Genomic DNA, 18,519 nt, shown 5'->3' with positions numbered 1-18,519 from the left:
CCCACCGCCTGTACCGGGCAGGCGTCCTCCGGCGCCACGGACGACGCCTCGAAGGAGACGACGATCAACTTCTGGCACGCCTGGAGCGCGCCGAACGAGGTGAAGGCGGTCCGGTCCCTGGTCGCCGGGTTCGAGAAGGCGCACCCCAACATCCATGTGAACGTCGTCGGCAACATGACGGACGACAAGATCAACCAGGCGCTGCGCACCGGCGGCGACAAGGCCCCGGACGTGGTCTCGTCGTTCACCACCAACAACGTCGGCAAGTTCTGTGTCTCGCACGCCCTCATCGACCTGAACCCCTTCTTCCAGAAGTCCGGCATCGACCCGGAGACGACGTTCCCGAAGGCGATGAACGAGTACACGCAGTACGACGGCGACCGCTGCACCGTGCCGCTGCTCGGGGACGCGTACGGGCTGTACTACAACAGGACCGCGTTCGAGAAGGCCGGGATCAAGGCTCCGCCGAAGACCTGGTCGGAGTTCGCGGCGGACGCGAAGAAGCTGACCGTGCGCAAGGGCGACAGCTACCGGCAGCTCGGGTTCATGCCGAACTACCACGGCTGGGAGTCCACCACCGAGCACCTCTTCGCCCAGCTCTCGCCCACCTACTTCGGCAAGGACGGCAAGTCGGCGGTGGCCACCGACCCGGCGTTCGAGAAGGGGTTCGCCTTCCAGAAGAAGCTGGTGGACGACCTCGGCGGCTACCGCAGGCTGGAGACGTTCCGCTCCACGCTCGGCGACGAGTGGGGCCCCAAGCACCCCTTCCACACCGGCCAGGTGGCGATGCAGCTCGACGGCGAGTGGCGGCTCGGCATGGCCGAGGACGCCAAGCCCGGCTTCGACATCGGCGTGGCCCCGCTGCCCGTGCCCGACGACCAGGCCGACACCTACGGCAAGGGCTACATCACCGGCACCATCGCGGGCATCGCCGCCACCAGCAAGAAGCAGAACGCGGCCTGGGAACTGGTGAAGTACATGACCACGGACACGGACGCGGTGGTCGGCTTCGCCAACGACATCCACAACGTGCCCTCCACGCTGGCCGCGCTCAAGTCCCCGAAGCTGACGTACGACCCCCGGTTCAAGACGTTCCTGGACATCGCCGCGAACCCGCGCTCCACGACCACGCCCCCGTCCGTCAACGGCGGCGCCTACCTGGTGACGATCCAGCAGTTCGGCTACGACTACGAGAGCGGCAAGGTCACCGACCTGAAGGCCGGGCTGAAGGACACCGCGCGGCAGATCGACACCGACATAGCGCAGGCGAAGTAGCGGTGGCCGCCGTCACGCTCGCCGCGAAGCGCCGGAGGGCGGCGCTCCGCACGGCCGCTTTCCTCTCCCCCTGGCTCATCGGCTTCGCCGTCTTCTTCGCCTACCCGCTGCTGTCCACCGTCTACTTCTCCTTCATGCGCTACGACGGTTTCGTGCCGCCCACCTGGAGCGGCGGCAAGAACTGGACCTACGTCTTCGCGCACTACCCGCTGTTCTGGCCCGCGCTGCGCAACACGCTGTGGCTGGTGGTGGTCATGGTGAGCCTGCGGGTGGTGTTCGGGCTCGGGATCGGGCTGCTGATCACCCGGATCAAGACGGGGGCCGGGGTGTTCCGCACCCTGTTCTACCTGCCGTACCTCGCGCCGCCGGTGGCCGCCACGATGGCGTTCGCCTTCCTGCTCAACCCCGGTACGGGACCGGTCGATTCGATCCTGGAGGGGCTCGGGCTGCCCGCGCCGGGCTGGTTCAACGACCCCGACTGGTCCAAGCCCGCCCTGACCCTGCTCGCGCTGTGGGGCATCGGGGACCTGATGGTGATCTTCATGGCCGCGCTGCTGGACGTACCCACCGAGCAGTACGAGGCGGCCGAGCTGGACGGCGCGTCCGCGCTCCAGCGGTTCCGCTGGGTGACCCTGCCGAACATCGCGCCGATCGTGATGTTCGCGGTGGTCACCGGGGTCATCCAGACCATGCAGTACTACACGCAGCCGCTGATCGCCGGGAAGGTCGCCTCCGGGGTGATCCAGGGCGCGGGCACCCAGTTCCAGCCCGGCTACCCGGACAAGTCCACGCTGACCCTTCCCCAACTGGTCTACAACCTCGGCTTCCAGACCTTCGACTACGGCTCGGCGTGCGTGGTGGCGCTGGTGCTGTTCGTCCTCTCGATGGCGTTCACCGCGCTGCTGATGCGGCGCCGGGGCGGTCTCATCCAGGCAGGTGACTGACGATGACCCAGGTACTGGAGCGCCGTCCGGTGCGGGCCACGCCCGTCTCCCCGGCCGCGCGCACCGCCCGCCGCAGGGCGCTGCTGGAGTGGATCGGGGTGCACTCCCTCGGGGTGGCCGCCACCCTCTTCTTCGTGCTGCCCTTCGTGTTCGTGTTCCTGACCTCGCTGATGAGCGACGCGCAGGCACTCAGCCGCGATCTGCTCCCGCACCCCTGGGAGTGGGGCAACTACGCCAAGGTGTTCCACACGCCCGGCTTCCTGACCTGGTGGCGCAACACCCTGCTCTACGCCGGACTCGGCACCGTGCTCACCGTGCTGTCCTCGCTCCCCGTGGCGTACGCGCTCGCCAAGTTCCGCTTCCGGGGCCGGAATCTGTCACTCATGCTGGTGATCTCCATGATGATGCTGCCTCCGCAGGTGATCATCATTCCGATGTATCTGTTCTGGGCGAAGCAACTGGGGCTCTCCGGCACGCTGTGGCCGCTGATCGTGCCGATGGCGTTCGGCGACGCGTTCTCGGTGTTCCTGCTGCGCCAGTTCCTGATGACGATCCCGGACGAGTACGTGGACGCGGCCAAGGTGGACGGCTGCGGCGACCTGCGCACCCTGCTGCGGGTGGTCGTCCCGATGGCGCGGCCGGGCATCGCGGCGGTGGCCCTCTTCCAGTTCTTCTACGCCTGGAACGACTACTTCGGACCGCAGATCTACGCCTCGGAGAACCCCGGCGCCTGGACGCTCTCGTACGGCCTGGAGTCGTTCAAGGGCGCGCACCACACCGACTGGAACCTCACCATGACCGCGACCGTGCTGGTCATGGCCCCCGTGATCCTCGTGTTCTTCTTCGCGCAGAAGGCGTTCGTCGAAGGCGTGACGCTCACCGGAGTGAAGGGTTGACGAAAGCGATGAAACTGACCGTGGTCGGCGGCGGCTCGACCTACACGCCCGAACTCGTGGACGGCTTCGCCCGGTTGCGGGACAGCCTGCCGGTGACGGAACTGGTCCTGGTGGACCCGTCCGCCGAACGGCTGGAGCCGGTCGGCGCGCTGGCCCGGCGGATCTTCGCCAGACAGGGGCACCCCGGCCGGATCACCACCACCTCCGACCTGGACACCGGCATCGACGGCGCGGACGCGGTGCTGCTCCAGCTCCGGGTCGGCGGGCAGGCGGCCCGGCAGCAGGACGAGACCTGGCCGCTGGAGTGCGGCTGCGTCGGGCAGGAGACCACCGGCGCGGGCGGCCTCGCCAAGGCGCTGCGCACGGTCCCGGTCGTCCTGGACATCGCCGAGCGGGTCCGCCGGGCCAACCCGGACGCGTGGATCGTGGACTTCACCAACCCGGTCGGCATCGTCACCCGCGCGCTGCTCACCGCCGGGCACCGCGCGGTCGGGCTGTGCAACGTGGCGATCGGACTCCAGCGGAAGTTCGCCGCGCTGCTCGGCACCGAGCCGGGCGCGGTCCACCTCGACCACGTCGGCCTCAACCACCTCACCTGGGAGACGGGTGTACGGCTCGGCGGCCCGGACGGGGAGGACGTGCTGCCCAAGCTGCTGGCCGGGCACGGCGACGCCATCGCCGCCGACCTGCGCCTCCCGCGCACCCTCCTGGACCGGCTCGGCGTGGTCCCGTCGTACTACCTCCGCTACTTCTACGCGCATGACGAGGTGGTGGCGGAGTCGCGTACGAAGCCGTCCCGCGCCGCCGAAGTCGCGGCGATGGAGCGTGAGTTGCTGGAGATGTACCGCGACCCGGCGCTGGACGAGAAGCCCGCGCTGCTCGCCAAGCGCGGCGGCGCCTTCTACTCGGAGGCCGCGGTGGACCTCGTGGCCGCCCTGCTCGGCGGCTCGGGCAGCCCGTACCAGGTGGTCAACACCTTCAACCGCGGCACGCTGCCGTTCCTCCCCGACGACGCGGTGATCGAGACGCAGGCGTCGGTCGGGCCCTCCGGCCCGGTGCCGCTGCCCGTCCCCACCCTGGACCCGCTGTACGCGGGCCTGGTGGCCAACGTGACCGCGTACGAGAACCTGGCCCTCGACGCGGCCCTGCGCGGTGGCCGGGAGCGTGTCTTCGGCGCGCTGCTCGCCCACCCGCTGATCGGGCAGTACGCCTACGCGGAGACCCTGACCGACCGGCTCATCGCCCACAACAGGGAGCATCTGGCGTGGGCCTGACCTCCGTTGACACCGTCCTCGCCATCGACGCGGGCAACAGCAAGACCGACGTGGCCGTGGTCACCGCCGCCGGGGAGGTCCTCGCCACCGCACGCGGCGGCGGCTTCCGCCCCCCGGCGGTGGGCGTCCCGGCCGCGATGGACGCGCTGGCGGACCCGGTGGAGCGGGCCCTGACGGAAGCGGGCGTGCCCCGCGCGACCCATGTCTCGGCGTGCCTGGCCAACGCGGATCTCCCGGTGGAGGAAAGGGAGTTGGGCGCGGCGTTGGCGGCACGCGGCTGGGGTGCCTCGGTGGACGTCCGCAACGACACCTTCGCCATCCTCCGCGCGGGCGTCCCCGACCCCCGTGGCGTGGCCGTCGTCTGCGGCGCCGGAATCAACTGCGTCGGCATGCGCCCCGACGGCACCACCGCCCGCTTCCCCGCCCTCGGCCGCCTCTCCGGCGACTGGGGCGGCGGCTGGGGCCTGGCGGAGGAGGCCCTGTGGCACGCGGCGAGGGCGGAGGACGGCCGGGGCCGACCCACCGCGCTGATGCGCGCGTTGCCGTCCCACTTCGGCCTCCCCACGATGTACGCCCTGATCGAGGCCCTGCACCTGGGCCACGTGGACCCGGCCCGCCGCCACGAACTCACCCCGGTCCTCTTCGCCACGGCGACAGCGGGCGACCCGGTCGCCCGCTCCCTGATCCACCGCCTGGCCGAGGAGGTCACCACGATGGCCACGGTCGCCCTGACCCGCCTCGACCTCCTCACGGAACAGACCCCGGTCCTCCTCGGCGGCAGCGTCCTGACCTCGGGCCACCCCCAACTGAACCGCGACATCCGCGACTTGCTCACAGCACACGCCCCCAAGGCCGAGATCCACGTGGTGAAGGCCCGCCCGGTACTGGGCGCGGTACTCCTCGGGCTGGACCGGGTGGGCGCGGGTGCGGGGGCTCAGGGGGTGGCGCGGGGGTTCTGGGAACGAGAGAACAGCCCGGCTTGAGAACGGCTCACTGCCACTGCCGGAGTGAGTGCACCGACCGGAAACTCCGGGAGTCCGCTCCCCCTCGGACATGTCATCGCCAAGAAGGAGAGCCTGATCGTCCTAGGGATGTAGCGGAATCGCGGAAGTTCGTCGGCGCCTGCCCCGACCGGCGGGCAGCAACTCCGCGGAACCGTTCCCCCACCCCCCCGCGTATTCCTTCAGAGGGGAGCACCCGCCACGCGTCCCCCGCCGGGCCGTGATCCGATCAAGATCGGGGAAGGCTGGTGCGGATGGGCGGCGGGGCGGTGATACTGGGCGGCGAATGGGTGACCCTGGGGGAGGTCAGGTGAGAGGACCGTCGGAGAGCGGGGCGGTGGCGGTGGGGGGCGGCGGTGTGCCCGAGCAGAACCGGGGTGCCGTGCCACAGACCCCCGCGCGGGAGCAGAGCCACGCGCAGACGCCGACCCACGCGCAGACGCCGGCCCAGGCACTGACCCGGGCCACGGAGCGCGCGCCGGTCCCGGCGCCCGGCCGCCCCCTGGCGCCCGCGCCCGCGCCCTCCCCCACGCCCGCCCGCCGCACCGCCTTCGCCGAAGGCGTCACGCGCGCCCGCGAAGCCGTCGTCACCGAGCCCGGCAGACTGCGGCTCATCGGCGCCGTACTCGCCGTGCTGGTCGTGGCGTTCGGGGCGGTCACCGCGTGGCAGGCGGCGGACCGGGCGGCGGCGGCCGATGACGTGCTGCGCCGGAGTCAGCCGCTGAGTTCCGGGGCGGCCGGGATCTACCGCTCGCTGGCGGACGCCAACACGACCGCGTCCAGCGGCTTCCTGGCGGGAAGTCAGGAGAGCGCGGATTCGCGGGACCGGTACGAGAAGGACATCCGTACCGCCGCCTCCGGCCTGGTGACGGCCGCCGCGAACGCCGAGCCGGGGTCCGCCTCGGAGCGGACGATCGCCCGGCTGAACCAGCTGCTGCCCGAGTACAAGGGCCTGGTGGAGCGGGCGCGGACGTACAACCGGCAGGGATATCCGGTCGGCGGGGCGTATCTGCGGTACGCCAACGAGAAGATGCAGAAGGAGATGCTCCCGGCGGCGGAGGATCTGTACACCACGGAGAACAAGCGGCTGGACGCCGACTACGGCGACGCCACGCCGTACCCGTGGGCGGCCATCGCACTGGGCGTGCTGACGCTGGCCGGGCTCGGCTGGGCGCAGCGCCGCAACTACCGCCGGACCAACCGCGTCCTCAACCGGGGGCTGGTGGTGGCGAGTTCGTTCACGGTGGTGGCCCTGCTGTGGCTGGTGGTGGGGCACGCGGTGGCCCGCGCCGGGCTGGACGGGTCGTACGACCACGGGGTGCGTTCGCTGAAGGTGCTGCACGACGCGCGGATCGCGTCGCTGAAGGCGCGCGGCAACGAGAACCTGAGCCTGGTCTCGCGCGGCGCGGAGACGGTGACGGTCGGCGGAAAGTCGTACGACGCGTACTACTACGACTTCGACAAGGACATGGACCGGCTCGGCGCCGGTCTCACCGAGGCGGCCGGGCTGGCGAACGACAGCGCGGGGGCGAAGCCGGTGAAGGCGGCCGAGGGCGACATGGCGGTGTGGAAGCAGCGCCACTCGGCCGCCCGCGACCAGGACGAGAACGGCAACTTCCAGCAGGCGCTGGAGATGGTGATCGGCGACAAGGACGCCACCGGCGCCTGCTTCGACAGCGTGGACGACAACCTCGCCCGCGCCATCGGCCACGAGCAGGCCGAGTTCCAGCGGTCGGCGGGCGACGGCCGGGACGCGATGAGCGGACTGCCCGTCGGGGTGGCCGTCCTCGCGGTGCTGGGCGCGGCGGGCGCGGTCGTCGGCATCGGGCGCAGGCTTTCGGAGTACCGGTGACACAGGGCAGGATCGGGAGTCCGGCGACAGGGGGCAGGACGATGTACGGGGTACGTGCACGGGCCGCCGCCCTGCGGGGCTGGGGCGGAGTGGGTGCGATGGCGGTGCTGTGCGCGCTGGCGCTGGCGTTCGCCCTGCTGCTGCCGCGCACCCAGGCACCGGCCGGGGCGCACACCGGCGCGCGCGCCGGGGCCGCGGGTGGTACGGGCGTGGCCGAGGGGCGCCAGACGCGCGCCGAGAAGTGCACCGACGACAACGCGCAGGACCTCACCCCCGCCCCGTCCGGCGCGGACGGCGCGGTGGTGGACGCCATCAAGTCCCGTACGGGCGCGAAGCGGAAGCTGATCGTCGGCGTGGACCAGAACAGCTACCGCTGGGGCTACCGCAACCCCAACAGCGCGGGCGCGGAACTGGAGGGCTTCGACATCGACCTGGCCCACCGGATCGCCCGCGACGTCCTGGGCGACCCGGACGCGGTGCAGTTCAAGGCGATCCCGACCAGCCAGCGGATCTCGGCACTCCAGGAGGGCCGGGTGGACCTGGTGGTCCGCACGATGACCATCAACTGCGACCGGCTCGGGCAAGTCGCCTTCTCCGCACCGTACTTCAGGACCGGGCAGCAGTTGCTGGCGCCCAGGTCGGCGGCGGTCACCGGCTACAACGCCGCCTCGCTGGACGGCAGGCGGATCTGCGTGGCGTCCGGTTCGACCGCGTACGCGAAGCTGAAGGGCGACCTGGACGCGGGCCGGTTGCCGGGCGGCACGACCGCCGTCACCGTGCCGAACCAGCTGGACTGCCTGGTGCGGCTCCAGCTCGGGGAGGCGGACGTGGTGATCACCGACGGCGCGCTCGCGGCGAGCCAGGCCGCGCAGGACCCCACGCTGGAGCTGAAGGGGGACGCGTTCACCACCGAGTTCTACGGTGTGGCCATGCGGCGGGGCGCCACGGATCTCGTACGCCGGGTCAACCGCGTGCTGGCCGACTACCGGGACAACGGCTGGCAGGCGTCGTACGACAAGTGGCTGTCGGCCACACTGGGCGAGGACTCGGGGCCCTCGAAGCCGCCCGCGCCGAAGTATCTGGGCGCGGCGGGCTGACGACCACCCGGCCGGGCGGCCCGCGTCCGGAACGGCAGGACGGCGCCGGAGGACGGGACCGGAGGGCGGGACCGGAGGGCGGGACCGGAGGGCGGCGCCGGGAGACGGGGCCGGACGACAACACCGCGACGGCGCGGGACATCGAGAGCGGGACAGCGGCCCAGCGGGCGGCGACACGAGCAGCGAGAGGTGATGAATGGGCGTCACGGACCCCGCCGGGCCGGTGATGGACCGGGACGAGGTGGACCGTGCGCTGGCGCGGCTCGGCGCGGAGCACGAGGCGATCGAGACCTCGCTGTTCGCCCTCCAGGACCACGCGGGCCGCAGGCTCCTCGAAGGCGCCGAGCTGACCGGGACCACCCGGGAGCGCTGGGCGGCCACCGAGGCGGCCATCACCCTGCTGTGGACGTGCTTCGACGCGTACGCCGCCGCACTGCGGCAGGCCCGCGAGATCCGTTCCCGGCGCCGCTGGTCCAGCCAGCAGGACCTGGCGGAGCTGACCGAGCTGCTGCGCGGGGAGTCGGTGACGGTGACCGGCGGCAGCCGACTGGCCGAGGCGTACTCCCTGGCCGGTCTGGTGGACCGGATGAACGACCTGTACGCGTCCTCGCTGGACATGGTCGTCACGGCGGACGCGGTCTGGTCGGCGCTGCCCGCGCGGATAGATTTACTGGCCGCCGAGCTGAAGCGGACCCGCGATCTGGCGCACTCCGTCGGGGTGCGGCCGGGTGAGCATCCGGCCGGGGACGACCTGGCGCGGATCACCCGCACCCTGACCCGGCTGCGCGAGGACGTGGTGAGCGACCCGCTGGGCTTCTGGGTGCCCGCCGAGGGCAGTTCGGCGCCCGGCGGCGGCCGCCCGGACACGCGGGTGTACGACCGTGAGGCGCGCGCCCTGGAGGACGTGCGCCGGGAGATCGACGCGGTGCTGACGGTCCGGCAGGACGCCGAGACCCGGCTGGTGCGGCTGCGGGACGTGCTCTCGCGCGCCGACCGCACGCTGGCCGAGGCGCGCACGGCGCGCGGTGAGGTGCTGGCGAAGATCGCGGCGACCGAGGTGCCGGTGGTGAGCGGTCCGCCGACCGTGCTCCAGGAGCAACTGGCGGCGGCGGCCGAGTACCGGCGGCAGGGCCAGTGGCACCGGCTGTCGCCGCTGCTGGAGTCGCTGGAGGCCAAGGCGGAGGACGAACTGCTGCGCGCCCGCGAGTCGTTGACGGCCGTGACCGCGCCGCTCGCGGTCCGCGCCGAGCTGCGCGGGCGGCTGGACGCGTACCGGGCGAAGGTGTCCCGGCACGGGCTGGCCGAGGACCCGCTGCTGATCGAGCGGTACGACGCGGCCCGCCGGATGCTGTGGAGCGCCCCCTGTGATCTCAGGGTGGCCGAACAGGCCGTCCTGCGCTATCAGCGCGCGGCGGCCGAACTGCTGGGCGGGCCACGGGTGTCGGGCGGGCAGGGACCCGAGGACCGGAAGGGGGAGCACGCGTGAGCGAGGCGGAACAGAGCTGCGGACGGCCGGGCTGCGAGGGGTCGTACGAGGACGTCGGCGGGGGTGAGCTGTACTGCGGCACGTGCGGTCTCGCGCCGGTGGCCGGAGCGGACCCGTCCGGTGAGCGGGGCGGGGCGAGCGGTCGCAGCGCCCGCAGCACGAGGACCTCGGCGCAGTCGGCGCGCTCGCGCCGGTCGGTGTCGGGGCGGCTGTCCCGGTCGGTGCCGGGCGGGACGGCGGGCCGGTCGGTGTCGGTGCGCAGTTCCGGCGCGTCCTCGGGCACGTCCACGCGCGGGCGGCTCGGCGCGGGCCTGGTGACGGTGGAGCGCGTGCCGCGTCCGGACCCGTGCGCGATGGTGCTGGAGAACCCGGAGGTCGCCGAGCGCAAGCGGTTCTGCTCGCACTCCGACTGCGGTGCGCCGGTGGGCCGTTCGCGCGGCAGCACGGCGGGCCGCACCGAGGGGTTCTGCACCAAGTGCGGGCATCCGTACTCCTTCGTGCCGAAGCTGACGGCCGGGGACGTGGTGCGCGGGCAGTACGAGGTGGCGGGCTGTCTCGCGCACGGCGGGCTCGGCTGGATCTATCTCGCGGTGGACCGGGCGGTCGGGGACCGGTGGGTGGTGCTCAAGGGCCTGCTGGACACGGCGGACGAGGACGCGATCAAGGCGGCGATCTCCGAGCGCCAGTTCCTCGCGGAGATCGAGCACGCCAACATCGTGCGGATCTACAACTTCGTGGAGCACCTGGACCAGCGCACCGGCTCGCTCGACGGCTACATCGTCATGGAGTACGTCGGCGGGAAGTCGCTGAAGGAGGTCGCCAACGGCCGCCGCACGGCGGACGGGCGGCGCGATCCGCTGCCGGTGGCGCAGGCGTGCGCGTACGGCATCGAGGCGCTGGGGGCGCTCGGCCATCTGCACAGCCGCAACCTGCTGTACTGCGACTTCAAGGTGGACAACGCGATCCAGACCGAGGACGAGCTGAAGCTCATCGACATGGGCGCGGTGCGCCGCGTGGACGACCACACGTCCGCGATCTACGGCACGGTCGGCTACCAGGCGCCGGAGGTGGCCGAGGTCGGCCCGTCGGTGGCGAGCGACCTGTACACCGTGGGCCGCACCCTGGCGGTGCTCGCCCTCGACTTCCAGGGCTACACCGGCATCCACGTGGACTCGCTGCCCGACCCGGACACCGTGGAGGTGTTCAGGCGGTACGAGTCGTTCTACCGGCTGCTGGTGCGGGCCACCGACCCCGATCCGGCGCGCCGGTTCGGTTCCGCGCAGGAGATGGCGGACCAGCTCACCGGGGTGCTGCGCGAGGTGGTCTCGGTGCAGACGGGCCGGGCGCGGCCCGCGCTGTCCACCCTGTTCGGGCCCGAAGCACGCGTCACCGACACGGAGTTGTTCCCCCGGCTGACGGGTGACGTCTCGCTGCTCGGGGCGCGTCCGACGCACCGGGCGGTGTCCGTGCCCGCGGTGCCGGAGCTGCCGCCGGGCGCGCTGGTCCGGCCGGTGGACACGGCCGCCGCCGCGCTGGCGCTGCCGGTGCCGCTGGTGGACCCGGCCGACCCGGACGCGGCGTTCCTCGCCGGGCTGGTCGCCTCGGCCCCGGCCGAGCTGCTGGCCGCGCTGGAGTCGGCGCCCGCGCGGACGGTGGAGACCCGGCTGCGGGGGGTGCGGGCCCGGCTGGAGAACGGTGAGCATTCGGCGGCGCTCGCGGAGCTGGCCGCGCTGGACGGGGCGCGCTCCGAGGACTGGCGGGTGGTCTGGTACCGGGGCGTGACGGCGCTGGCCACCGGTGACTTCGAGGGCGCGGCGCTGGCCTTCGACGCGGTGTACGACGCCTTTCCGGGTGAGGTGGCGCCGAAGCTTGCGCTGGGGCTGTGCGCGGAGGTGCTGGGCCAGCTGGACAACGCCGCCGAGTACTACCGGCTGGTGTGGGCGACCGACCCGAGCTTCGTCAGTTCCGCGTTCGGGCTGGCCCGTACCCGGCTGGCGGCCGGGGACCGTGCGGGGGCGGTGGGCACCCTGGAGTCGGTGCCGGAGTCGTCCATCCACTACACGGCGGCGCGGGTCGCCGCCGTACGGGCCCGGCTGCGGCAGCGTACGGCGGGGCCGGGCGACGTACCGTTCCTGGCGGACCTGACGGCCGCCGCCGGGCAGGTGGAGGCGCTGGACGCGTACGGTCTGGACCCCGGGCGGCGCGAGCAGTTGGCCACCGAAGTGCTCGGCAGCGCCCTGGACTGGATACTCTCCGGGGGCCGGGGCACCTCGGGACCCGTCGGGAACGGCCGGGTCCTGCTCGGCAGCGGGCTGGACGAGCGGGGCCTGCGCTTCGGTCTGGAGCGCGCGTACCGCGTGCTGGCCCGGCTGGCGCCCGGCGGCCAGGAGAGGATCGAGCTGGTGGAACGGGCCAACCGTTACCGCCCCCGGACGTGGGTGTAGTTGATGTCGCAGATGCCCCAGCAGACAGCACCGTCGAAGTGTCCGAGCTGCGCCGAGCCGCTCGAACCGGGCGACCTGTTCTGCGGCGCGTGCGGACACGATCTGTCCGCCGGGCCGCAGGACCACGCGACCCTGATGATGAGGGACGCCCTTGCGATGGAGGCCGGGCCGGAAGCCGCGCGGGAGACCACACCGGAGGCCGGGCCGGAACCGGCCGGTGAGGGGGTCGGCTGGCCGTCCGCCGAGCGGGGTTCGTCGAGCGCCGGTCCGGCCGCGCACCTGCCGACCGATCTCGCCGGTACCGACTCGGGCGGCCGTACGCTCGCGGGCGGCGCGCACGCCCAGCAGGCCGCCGAGACCTCCTCCGGTGTCCGGTTCGACCGCCCCGGGCCGGGCGAGGAGTACCCGCTCCAGGCCCCCGACCCCCGGTCGGCGCCGGACCACCCGGACACCGTGCCCACCGAGCTGCTCTGCGTGGCCTGCCGGGCGGGCCGAGTGGACGGGGACGGCTACTGCGAGAACTGCGGGCACGCCCAGCCGCGCGAACGCGACCATCTGGAACGGGAGTCGGGCCCGGTGGCGGCGGTCAGCGACCGGGGTCTGCGGCACCACCGCAACGAGGACTTCTTCTCGATCGGGCACACCGCGCTGCCCGACGGCACGCCCGCCGCGCTGGCCGTGGTCTGCGACGGGGTGTCCTCCGCGACCCGCCCCGACGAGGCGTCCGCCGCCGCCGCCCGGACCGCCGGGGAGGTACTGCTGGCCGCCCTGCCGCGCGGTACGCATCCGCAGCAGGCGATGCACGAGGCGATCGTGGCCGCCGCCGAGGCGGTGGACGCCCTCGCCGGGGAACCGGTGTCGGCCCGCGAGCACACCCCGCACCAGAACTCCCCGGCCTGCACCATCGTCGGCGCGGTCGTCACCCCCGGACTGCTGGTGGTCGGCTGGGTCGGGGACAGCCGCGCCTACTGGGTACCGGCCGACCGGAGCGCGCCCGCCGCCCGGCTCACCGAGGACGACTCGTGGGCCGCGCAGATGGTCGCGGCCGGGCTGATGAGCGACGCGGAGGCGTACGCCGACGAGCGGGCCCACGCCATCACCGGCTGGCTCGGCGCCGACGCCTACGAACTGGAGCCGCACACCGCGTCGTTCAAGCCGGACCGTCCCGGCACGGTGCTGGTCTGCACGGACGGCCTGTGGAACTACGCGGAGACGGCCGAGGAGATGGCGGCCGTGCTCCCCTCCGACGCCACCGGGCGCCCGCTGCACGCGGCCCGCGTGCTGGTCGGCCACGCCCTGGACGGCGGCGGCCACGACAACGTAACAGTGGCCCTCCTGCCGTTCCCGGCACCGCCGGAGGGGGCAGGATCGGCCTGAGCCCGCGCCCCCCGGGGCAGGGCTCCCGCAGCTTCACGACAGCACGGCAGCACGGCAGCACGGCAGCACGGCCTCACAGCAACACCGCTTCACGGCAGCACGGCAGCACGGCAGCACGGCAATACGGCAGCACGGCATCGTGGCTCCACCGCGTTGCCACCGTGTCACCGCTTCACGGACCGGAGGGGATCGGTCCGCCGCACGCGCGGCCCGCACGGCGGGGCGCACCGAGGGGGATGTGAACGCACATGGCCAACTTCGCCAAGCCGGACGGCCCGCGCTTCGCGGTGGACGTCTACCAGAACGAGTACCTGCCCGAGGGCGGCCGGGAGGTCAACGCGATCGTCACGGTGACCTCGACCGGCGGTGGCACGGTCGGCGCCACCGGGGCCGGGAACGCGGCCACCGCGCCCGCGGCGGCGGTCGTGCTGATGGTGGACGCCTCCGGTTCGATGGACTACCCGCCGACCAAGATGCGCAACGCCCGTGACGCGACGGCCGCCGCGATCGACGCGCTGCGCGACGGCACGCGCTTCGCGGTGGTCGCGGGCACGCACGTCGCCAAGGAGGTCTATCCGGGCGGCGGCCGGGTCGCGGTGGCGGACGGCACCACACGCGAGCAGGCCAAGCACGCGCTGCGCGGGGTCGGCGCGGGCGGCGGTACCGCCATCGGCACCTGGCTGCGGCTCGCGGACACGCTGCTGGCCGGGGCGGACGTGTCCATCCGGCACGGCATCCTGCTCACCGACGGCCGCAACGAGCACGAGGACCCCGCCGACCTGAAGGCCGCGCTGGACGCCTGCGCGGGCCGGTTCACCTGTGACGCGCGGGGCGTCGGCACCGACTGGGAAGTGAAAGAGGTCACAGGCATCGCGTCCGCGCTGCTCGGCACCGCCGACATCGTGGCCGATCCGGAGGACCTCGCCGCCGACTTCACGCGGATGATGGAGAACGTGATGGGCAAGGAGGTCGCCGACGTCTCCCTGCGGGTGTGGACGCCGGACGGCACCACCATCCGGTTCCTCAAGCAAGTAGCGCCCTCCGTAGAGGAGTTGACCGGACGCCGCACCGAAGCGGGCCCGCGCACCGGGGACTACCCGACGGGCGCCTGGGGCGACGAGTCCCGCGACTACCACCTGTGCGTGGAGGTCCCGGCGGCCGGGATCGGCCAGGAGATGCTGGCCGCCCGCGTCTCCCTGGTCGTCCTCCAGGGGGACGGCACGGTGCGGAACCTGGGCGAGCAGGGCCTCGTACGGGCGGTGTGGACCGAGGACGTGGAGGCGTCCACCTCGCTCAACCCGCAGGTCGCGCACTACACCGGCCAGGCCGAGCTGTCGCGGGCGATCCAGCAGGGCCTCGATTTGCGCAAAAGGGGCGACATCGACGGGGCAACGGCCAGACTGGGACGGGCGGTCCAGCTCGCCAGGGAGTCGGGGAACGCGGATACCGCGAAACTGCTTGCGAAGGTGGTGGACGTGGTCGATGCGGCGACGGGTACTGTGCGACTGAAGGCGAAGGTCGCGGAGGCCGACGAGATGACTCTCGAAACCCGCTCCACGAAGACCGTTCGCGTGACGAAGTGACAGGACGAAGTGACAGCCGGTTCACAGCCGGGCGACGGCGCGCCGAAGCGCCGTACCGAGTGGGACCTTGAAGGAGAGGGGGCGGAGCTTCCATGCCGACCTGCCCGAACGGACACCAGTCGGGTTCCGAGGAGTGGTGCGGGGTCTGCGGTCACCGCATGGCGGGTGCCGTGCCCCCGCCGCCGCCCCCGCCGCACGGCGGCTACGGCTTCCCGCCCCAGGGCACACACCCCGGCACGCCGGAACCCGAGCTGTGCCCGCAGTGCCGCACGCCCCGCGAGGGCCGCGCGCCCTTCTGCGAGGAGTGCCGCTGGAACTACCTGACCAACACCCCGACCCCGGCCGCGCCGCGCCCGCCGCAGCCGCGCTTCGACCCGCCCAGCGCGACCTACGGCGGCGGTGGCCCGTACGAGTACCAGGGCTCGCGCCCCTCGCAGAGGCACCGCGGGGCCGAGCCGATCCCGCCCTTCGGCGGCGAGCCCTCGGGCCCGACGCCGTTCCCTCCGGAGCAGATCGGCCCCGGCGCTCCCGGGCAGGGCGTCTACCAGCAGGCGGGCGCGCCCGTGCCGCCCGCGTACCCGCGCGAGGGCGGACCGGGGTACGGCGGCGGCGACTGGGAACTGCCCCCACCGGGCGGCGGCCAGAACGACTACGGCCACCCCCAGGGCGGCGGCCGTCAGGCAACCGGCTTCCCGCAGGCCCCGCAGGCGCCGGTGACCTGGACCGCGACCATCGGCCCGGACCGCGACTACTTCACAGCGATGATGCACCGCTCCGGACCGGAGGCGACGGGCCTCAACCTGCCCGCCTACTCCCCCGAGCAGCGGCGCACGCTCACCGGCGACCGGATCACCATCGGCCGCCGGCGGCACTCCACCGGCGACACCCCCGACATCGATCTGGCGGTCCCCCCGGAGGACCCCGGCGTCTCCCACCAGCACGCCGTACTCGAACAGCAGCCGGACGGCTCCTGGGCGGTGGTGGACCAGAACTCCACCAACGGCACCACGGTCAACGGCTCCGACGAACCCATCCGGCCCTTCGTCCCGGTCCCGCTGCGGGACGGGGACCGGGTGCACGTGGGGGCGTGGACGACGATCACGGTCCGGCGCGGCTGACGGCGGGACGCCCGGCGGTCACGGCAGCGGCCAGGTGTCCGGCCCCTCCGGGGCGTCCAGCCAGGCGCGGGTGCCGTCGGGGGTGACCGTGACGCCGTAGCGCTCGCGGCGCGGGCGGCCCGCGCGCTCCCACAGGGCGTGCGCCTCGCGCGGCGTGAGCGCGCCGCGGACCAGGGCGAGCAGGAAGCGGTACGAGTCCTGCTCGCGCACCCCGGCGGGCACCTCGTCCCCCGGCTCGCCGGGCTCCGTGGCGCGACCGGCGCCGCGCAGCGGGACGAAGTAGGCGGCCGTCGGCAGGAACCGGCCCTCGGCGCGGTGGCCGCCGTCCACGGCGAGGTCGAGCAGCCCGGTGGCGACGGGCGCGAGGATACGGGCGCCGGGCGCGCACTGGGCGGTCCAGACGCGCGGCACGGTGGGCAGCTCGCAGGTGGCGAGAATCCGGTCGTACGGCGCCCGCTCGGGGACCCCGCGCGCGCCGTCGCCGGTGACGACGACGGGCCGGTACCCGGCGGCGGTGAGATGGCGGCGGGCGGACTCGGTGATCTCGGGGTCCAGGTCCACGGTGGTGACCAGGCCCCCGTCCCCGAGCCGGTGCGCGAGCAGCGCCGCGTTGTACCCGGTGCCCGCGCCGATCTCCAGTACCCGGGCGCCGTCCCGCACGTCCAGCGCGATCAGCATCCGCGCCATCAGCGAGGGCTGGCTGCTGGACGACACCAGTTCCCCGTCCCGTATCCGCGTGGCCAGCGGCACGTCCTCGTACGCCCCCCGCACCCACCGCTCCCGCGCACGGGCGTCCGGGTCCTCACCCCACCTGCGCTCGCACCCGACCTGGTAGTACGGCACGAAGAGATGCCGGGGGACCGCCGCGAACGCCGCCCGCCACTCCGGCTCCCCCTCCCACACCCCCTCGCCCCCGATCCCCCGCACCAGCTCCGCCCGCGCCTCGGCGGCGAGGAGTTCGAGGTCGGGGCGGGCGGGGGTCATGGGTCCAGCGTAGGCGGGACGGGGTGTCCGGGGGGTGCGGCGGACTTCCCGGCGCCGCACGCCGGGACCGCGCCGTACGCCTGAACTCCGCCCGAGCCGCATCCGTGTAAAAGGTGACACACCGGGCCCGTGCGGGTTCGGTACGGGACGAGTGGGAGGACCGGAAGCAGATGGCCAAGGACATGGGAAGACGCGGAGTGCTCGCCGGTGGCCTGGGGGCGCTGGCCGGGGCGGGAGTGGCACCCGCCGCGTTCGCGGCGGAGCACACCGGAGGGCCCGCAGGCACCGGGAATCTCGTGCCCGCGGGCGAGTTGAAGGGGTACAGCCTGCCGCTCAGCGCGCGCGGCACGGCGAACATCGTCGGCGCACCGCCCTGGCACTACGCCGGAACCGTGGTCGGGGTCGAGTTCTGGACCACCCCGGAGGCGGCCGCCCGCGCGCTGCCCGCCGGCCTCACGCCCGACCCGGACACCGCGGGTCACGGTTACGCCCTCTTCATCGACTGGCAGTTCGCGGGCAGCGACCAGGAGTACCTGGACCCGGTCCGCAGCCAGTACGCCGAGTTCCTGATCCTGCTGGACGCCCGCTGGCAGGGCTCACCGGTCGCCTGGTGCCCGTTCATCTACGTGGACAACGACGCGGCCCTGGCCCGCGGCTGGTTCCAGGGCTTCCCCAAGAAGCTCGGCAGCATCCACCAGACCCGCGCCTTCCCGGTGCCCAGTGAGGCGGCGCCCTCGGTGGCGGCCGGCGGCACCTTCGCGGGTACGGCGTCGGTCGCGGGACGCCTGCTGTCCCAGGCCCAGGTCACCCTCGACCACACGATCAGCACCCTGCCCGCCCTCGGCCGCCCGATCGTCAACCTGCGCCACTTCCCCCGCCTGCTGGCCGGCCGCTACGACGACCCGGCGGTGCACGAGCTGACCATGTCCATCCTGGACACCCCCCGCGTCGCCGAGTGCTGGTCCGGCCCCGGCAAGCTCGAGTTCCTCCCCGTCCCCGGCGAGGAACTCGCCGACCTCGCCATCCAGCGCACCGGCGCCGGTTTCCGCGGCTCCCTCTCCTACACCGTCACCGACCTCAAGATCCTCACCGGCCCGGACGCTCCCAAGAGCTGACGGGAGATCTCGGCCGGGGCTTGATGCGGGGCGGTCCTAGGACCTCGGTACTGGGCCGTCCCGTCTGAGAACA

General features: G+C 73.3%; 14 protein-coding genes. 13 read left to right on the top strand and 1 reads right to left on the bottom strand.

Annotated elements, in window-relative coordinates; genetic code table 11:
* From KUM39_RS24615 to KUM39_RS24560, 12 genes are all read left to right on the top strand, one after another.
* A partial coding sequence (locus tag KUM39_RS24615; protein WP_217787955.1) for an ABC transporter substrate-binding protein occupies positions 1 to 1,275 on the top strand: 1,275 nt, incomplete at its 5' end.
* A 2-nt stretch (positions 1,276 to 1,277) separates the two neighbouring features.
* Positions 1,278 to 2,219, top strand: coding sequence for a carbohydrate ABC transporter permease (locus KUM39_RS24610; protein ID WP_217787954.1), 942 nt, complete (start codon positions 1,278 to 1,280; stop codon positions 2,217 to 2,219).
* Positions 2,220 to 2,221: 2 nt separating this feature from the next.
* The gene (locus KUM39_RS24605; RefSeq protein ID WP_217787953.1) at positions 2,222 to 3,115 is read left to right on the top strand and encodes a carbohydrate ABC transporter permease; all 894 of its coding nucleotides are present in this window, start codon (positions 2,222 to 2,224) and stop codon (positions 3,113 to 3,115) included.
* Between the two features lie 8 nt (positions 3,116 to 3,123).
* Positions 3,124 to 4,389, top strand: a complete 1,266-nt coding sequence (locus tag KUM39_RS24600) for a 6-phospho-beta-glucosidase (RefSeq protein ID WP_217787952.1) — start codon at positions 3,124 to 3,126, stop codon at positions 4,387 to 4,389.
* Positions 4,380 to 5,372 (top strand): N-acetylglucosamine kinase, encoded by a 993-nt coding sequence (locus KUM39_RS24595; RefSeq protein WP_217787951.1) that lies wholly within the window; start codon positions 4,380 to 4,382, stop codon positions 5,370 to 5,372. The genes KUM39_RS24600 and KUM39_RS24595 overlap by 10 nt, the downstream gene beginning before the upstream one ends.
* A 520-nt stretch (positions 5,373 to 5,892) precedes the next feature.
* Entirely contained in the window at positions 5,893 to 7,242 is a 1,350-nt protein-coding gene (locus KUM39_RS24590; protein ID WP_217787961.1) for a GlnX family signal transduction membrane protein, read from the top strand.
* A 41-nt stretch (positions 7,243 to 7,283) separates the two neighbouring features.
* Positions 7,284 to 8,339 (top strand): glutamate ABC transporter substrate-binding protein, encoded by a 1,056-nt coding sequence (locus KUM39_RS24585; protein ID WP_246620672.1) that lies wholly within the window; start codon positions 7,284 to 7,286, stop codon positions 8,337 to 8,339.
* Positions 8,340 to 8,535: 196 nt separating this feature from the next.
* Positions 8,536 to 9,825, top strand: coding sequence for a hypothetical protein (locus KUM39_RS24580; protein ID WP_217787950.1), 1,290 nt, complete (start codon positions 8,536 to 8,538; stop codon positions 9,823 to 9,825).
* Positions 9,822 to 12,269: a serine/threonine-protein kinase gene (locus KUM39_RS24575; RefSeq protein WP_217787949.1), complete on the top strand. Its 2,448-nt coding sequence runs from the start codon at positions 9,822 to 9,824 to the stop codon at positions 12,267 to 12,269. The genes KUM39_RS24580 and KUM39_RS24575 overlap by 4 nt, the downstream gene beginning before the upstream one ends.
* Positions 12,270 to 12,272: 3 nt before the next feature.
* Positions 12,273 to 13,646 carry a PP2C family protein-serine/threonine phosphatase gene (locus tag KUM39_RS24570; protein WP_217787948.1) on the top strand — a complete coding sequence of 458 codons (1,374 nt, stop codon included), beginning with the start codon at positions 12,273 to 12,275 and terminating at the stop codon, positions 13,644 to 13,646.
* A 248-nt stretch (positions 13,647 to 13,894) separates the two neighbouring features.
* Positions 13,895 to 15,229 carry a vWA domain-containing protein gene (locus KUM39_RS24565; protein ID WP_217787947.1) on the top strand — a complete coding sequence of 445 codons (1,335 nt, stop codon included), beginning with the start codon at positions 13,895 to 13,897 and terminating at the stop codon, positions 15,227 to 15,229.
* Between the two features lie 92 nt (positions 15,230 to 15,321).
* Entirely contained in the window at positions 15,322 to 16,347 is a 1,026-nt protein-coding gene (locus KUM39_RS24560; RefSeq protein WP_217787946.1) for an FHA domain-containing protein, read from the top strand.
* 18 nt (positions 16,348 to 16,365) lie between these two features.
* On the opposite strand, the gene KUM39_RS24555 is transcribed toward KUM39_RS24560, so the two are convergent.
* Positions 16,366 to 17,331 (bottom strand): methyltransferase domain-containing protein, encoded by a 966-nt coding sequence (locus KUM39_RS24555; RefSeq protein ID WP_217787945.1) that lies wholly within the window; start codon positions 17,329 to 17,331, stop codon positions 16,366 to 16,368.
* Between the two features lie 170 nt (positions 17,332 to 17,501).
* On the opposite strand from KUM39_RS24555, the gene KUM39_RS24550 reads away from it, so the two are divergent.
* Complete coding sequence (locus tag KUM39_RS24550) at positions 17,502 to 18,446, top strand: acetoacetate decarboxylase family protein (RefSeq protein WP_246620671.1); 945 nt, start codon at positions 17,502 to 17,504, stop codon at positions 18,444 to 18,446.
* The last annotated feature ends 73 nt before the right edge of the window (positions 18,447 to 18,519 follow it).

The sequence above is a fragment of the Streptomyces corallincola genome, assembly GCF_019104725.1.
Lineage (GTDB): Bacteria > Actinomycetota > Actinomycetes > Streptomycetales > Streptomycetaceae > Streptomyces > Streptomyces corallincola.
Note: the sequence above shows the minus strand (reverse complement) of the source record. Positions and strands in the feature narration are given on the sequence as shown.

Bases quoted from the DNA above. Each gene is read 5' to 3' on its own strand.
- KUM39_RS24555 (WP_217787945.1), bottom strand. From the start codon at position 17,331: ATGACCCCCGCCCGCCCCGACCTCGAACTCCTCGCCGCCGAGGCGCGG.
- KUM39_RS24605 (WP_217787953.1), top strand. From the start codon at position 2,222: ATGACCCAGGTACTGGAGCGCCGTCCGGTGCGGGCCACGCCCGTCTCC.
- KUM39_RS24580 (WP_217787950.1), top strand. From the start codon at position 8,536: ATGGGCGTCACGGACCCCGCCGGGCCGGTGATGGACCGGGACGAGGTG.
- KUM39_RS24570 (WP_217787948.1), top strand. From the start codon at position 12,273: ATGTCGCAGATGCCCCAGCAGACAGCACCGTCGAAGTGTCCGAGCTGC.
- KUM39_RS24560 (WP_217787946.1), top strand. From the start codon at position 15,322: ATGCCGACCTGCCCGAACGGACACCAGTCGGGTTCCGAGGAGTGGTGC.
- KUM39_RS24600 (WP_217787952.1), top strand. From the start codon at position 3,124: ATGAAACTGACCGTGGTCGGCGGCGGCTCGACCTACACGCCCGAACTC.
- KUM39_RS24585 (WP_246620672.1), top strand. From the start codon at position 7,284: ATGTACGGGGTACGTGCACGGGCCGCCGCCCTGCGGGGCTGGGGCGGA.
- KUM39_RS24550 (WP_246620671.1), top strand. From the start codon at position 17,502: ATGGCCAAGGACATGGGAAGACGCGGAGTGCTCGCCGGTGGCCTGGGG.
- KUM39_RS24565 (WP_217787947.1), top strand. From the start codon at position 13,895: ATGGCCAACTTCGCCAAGCCGGACGGCCCGCGCTTCGCGGTGGACGTC.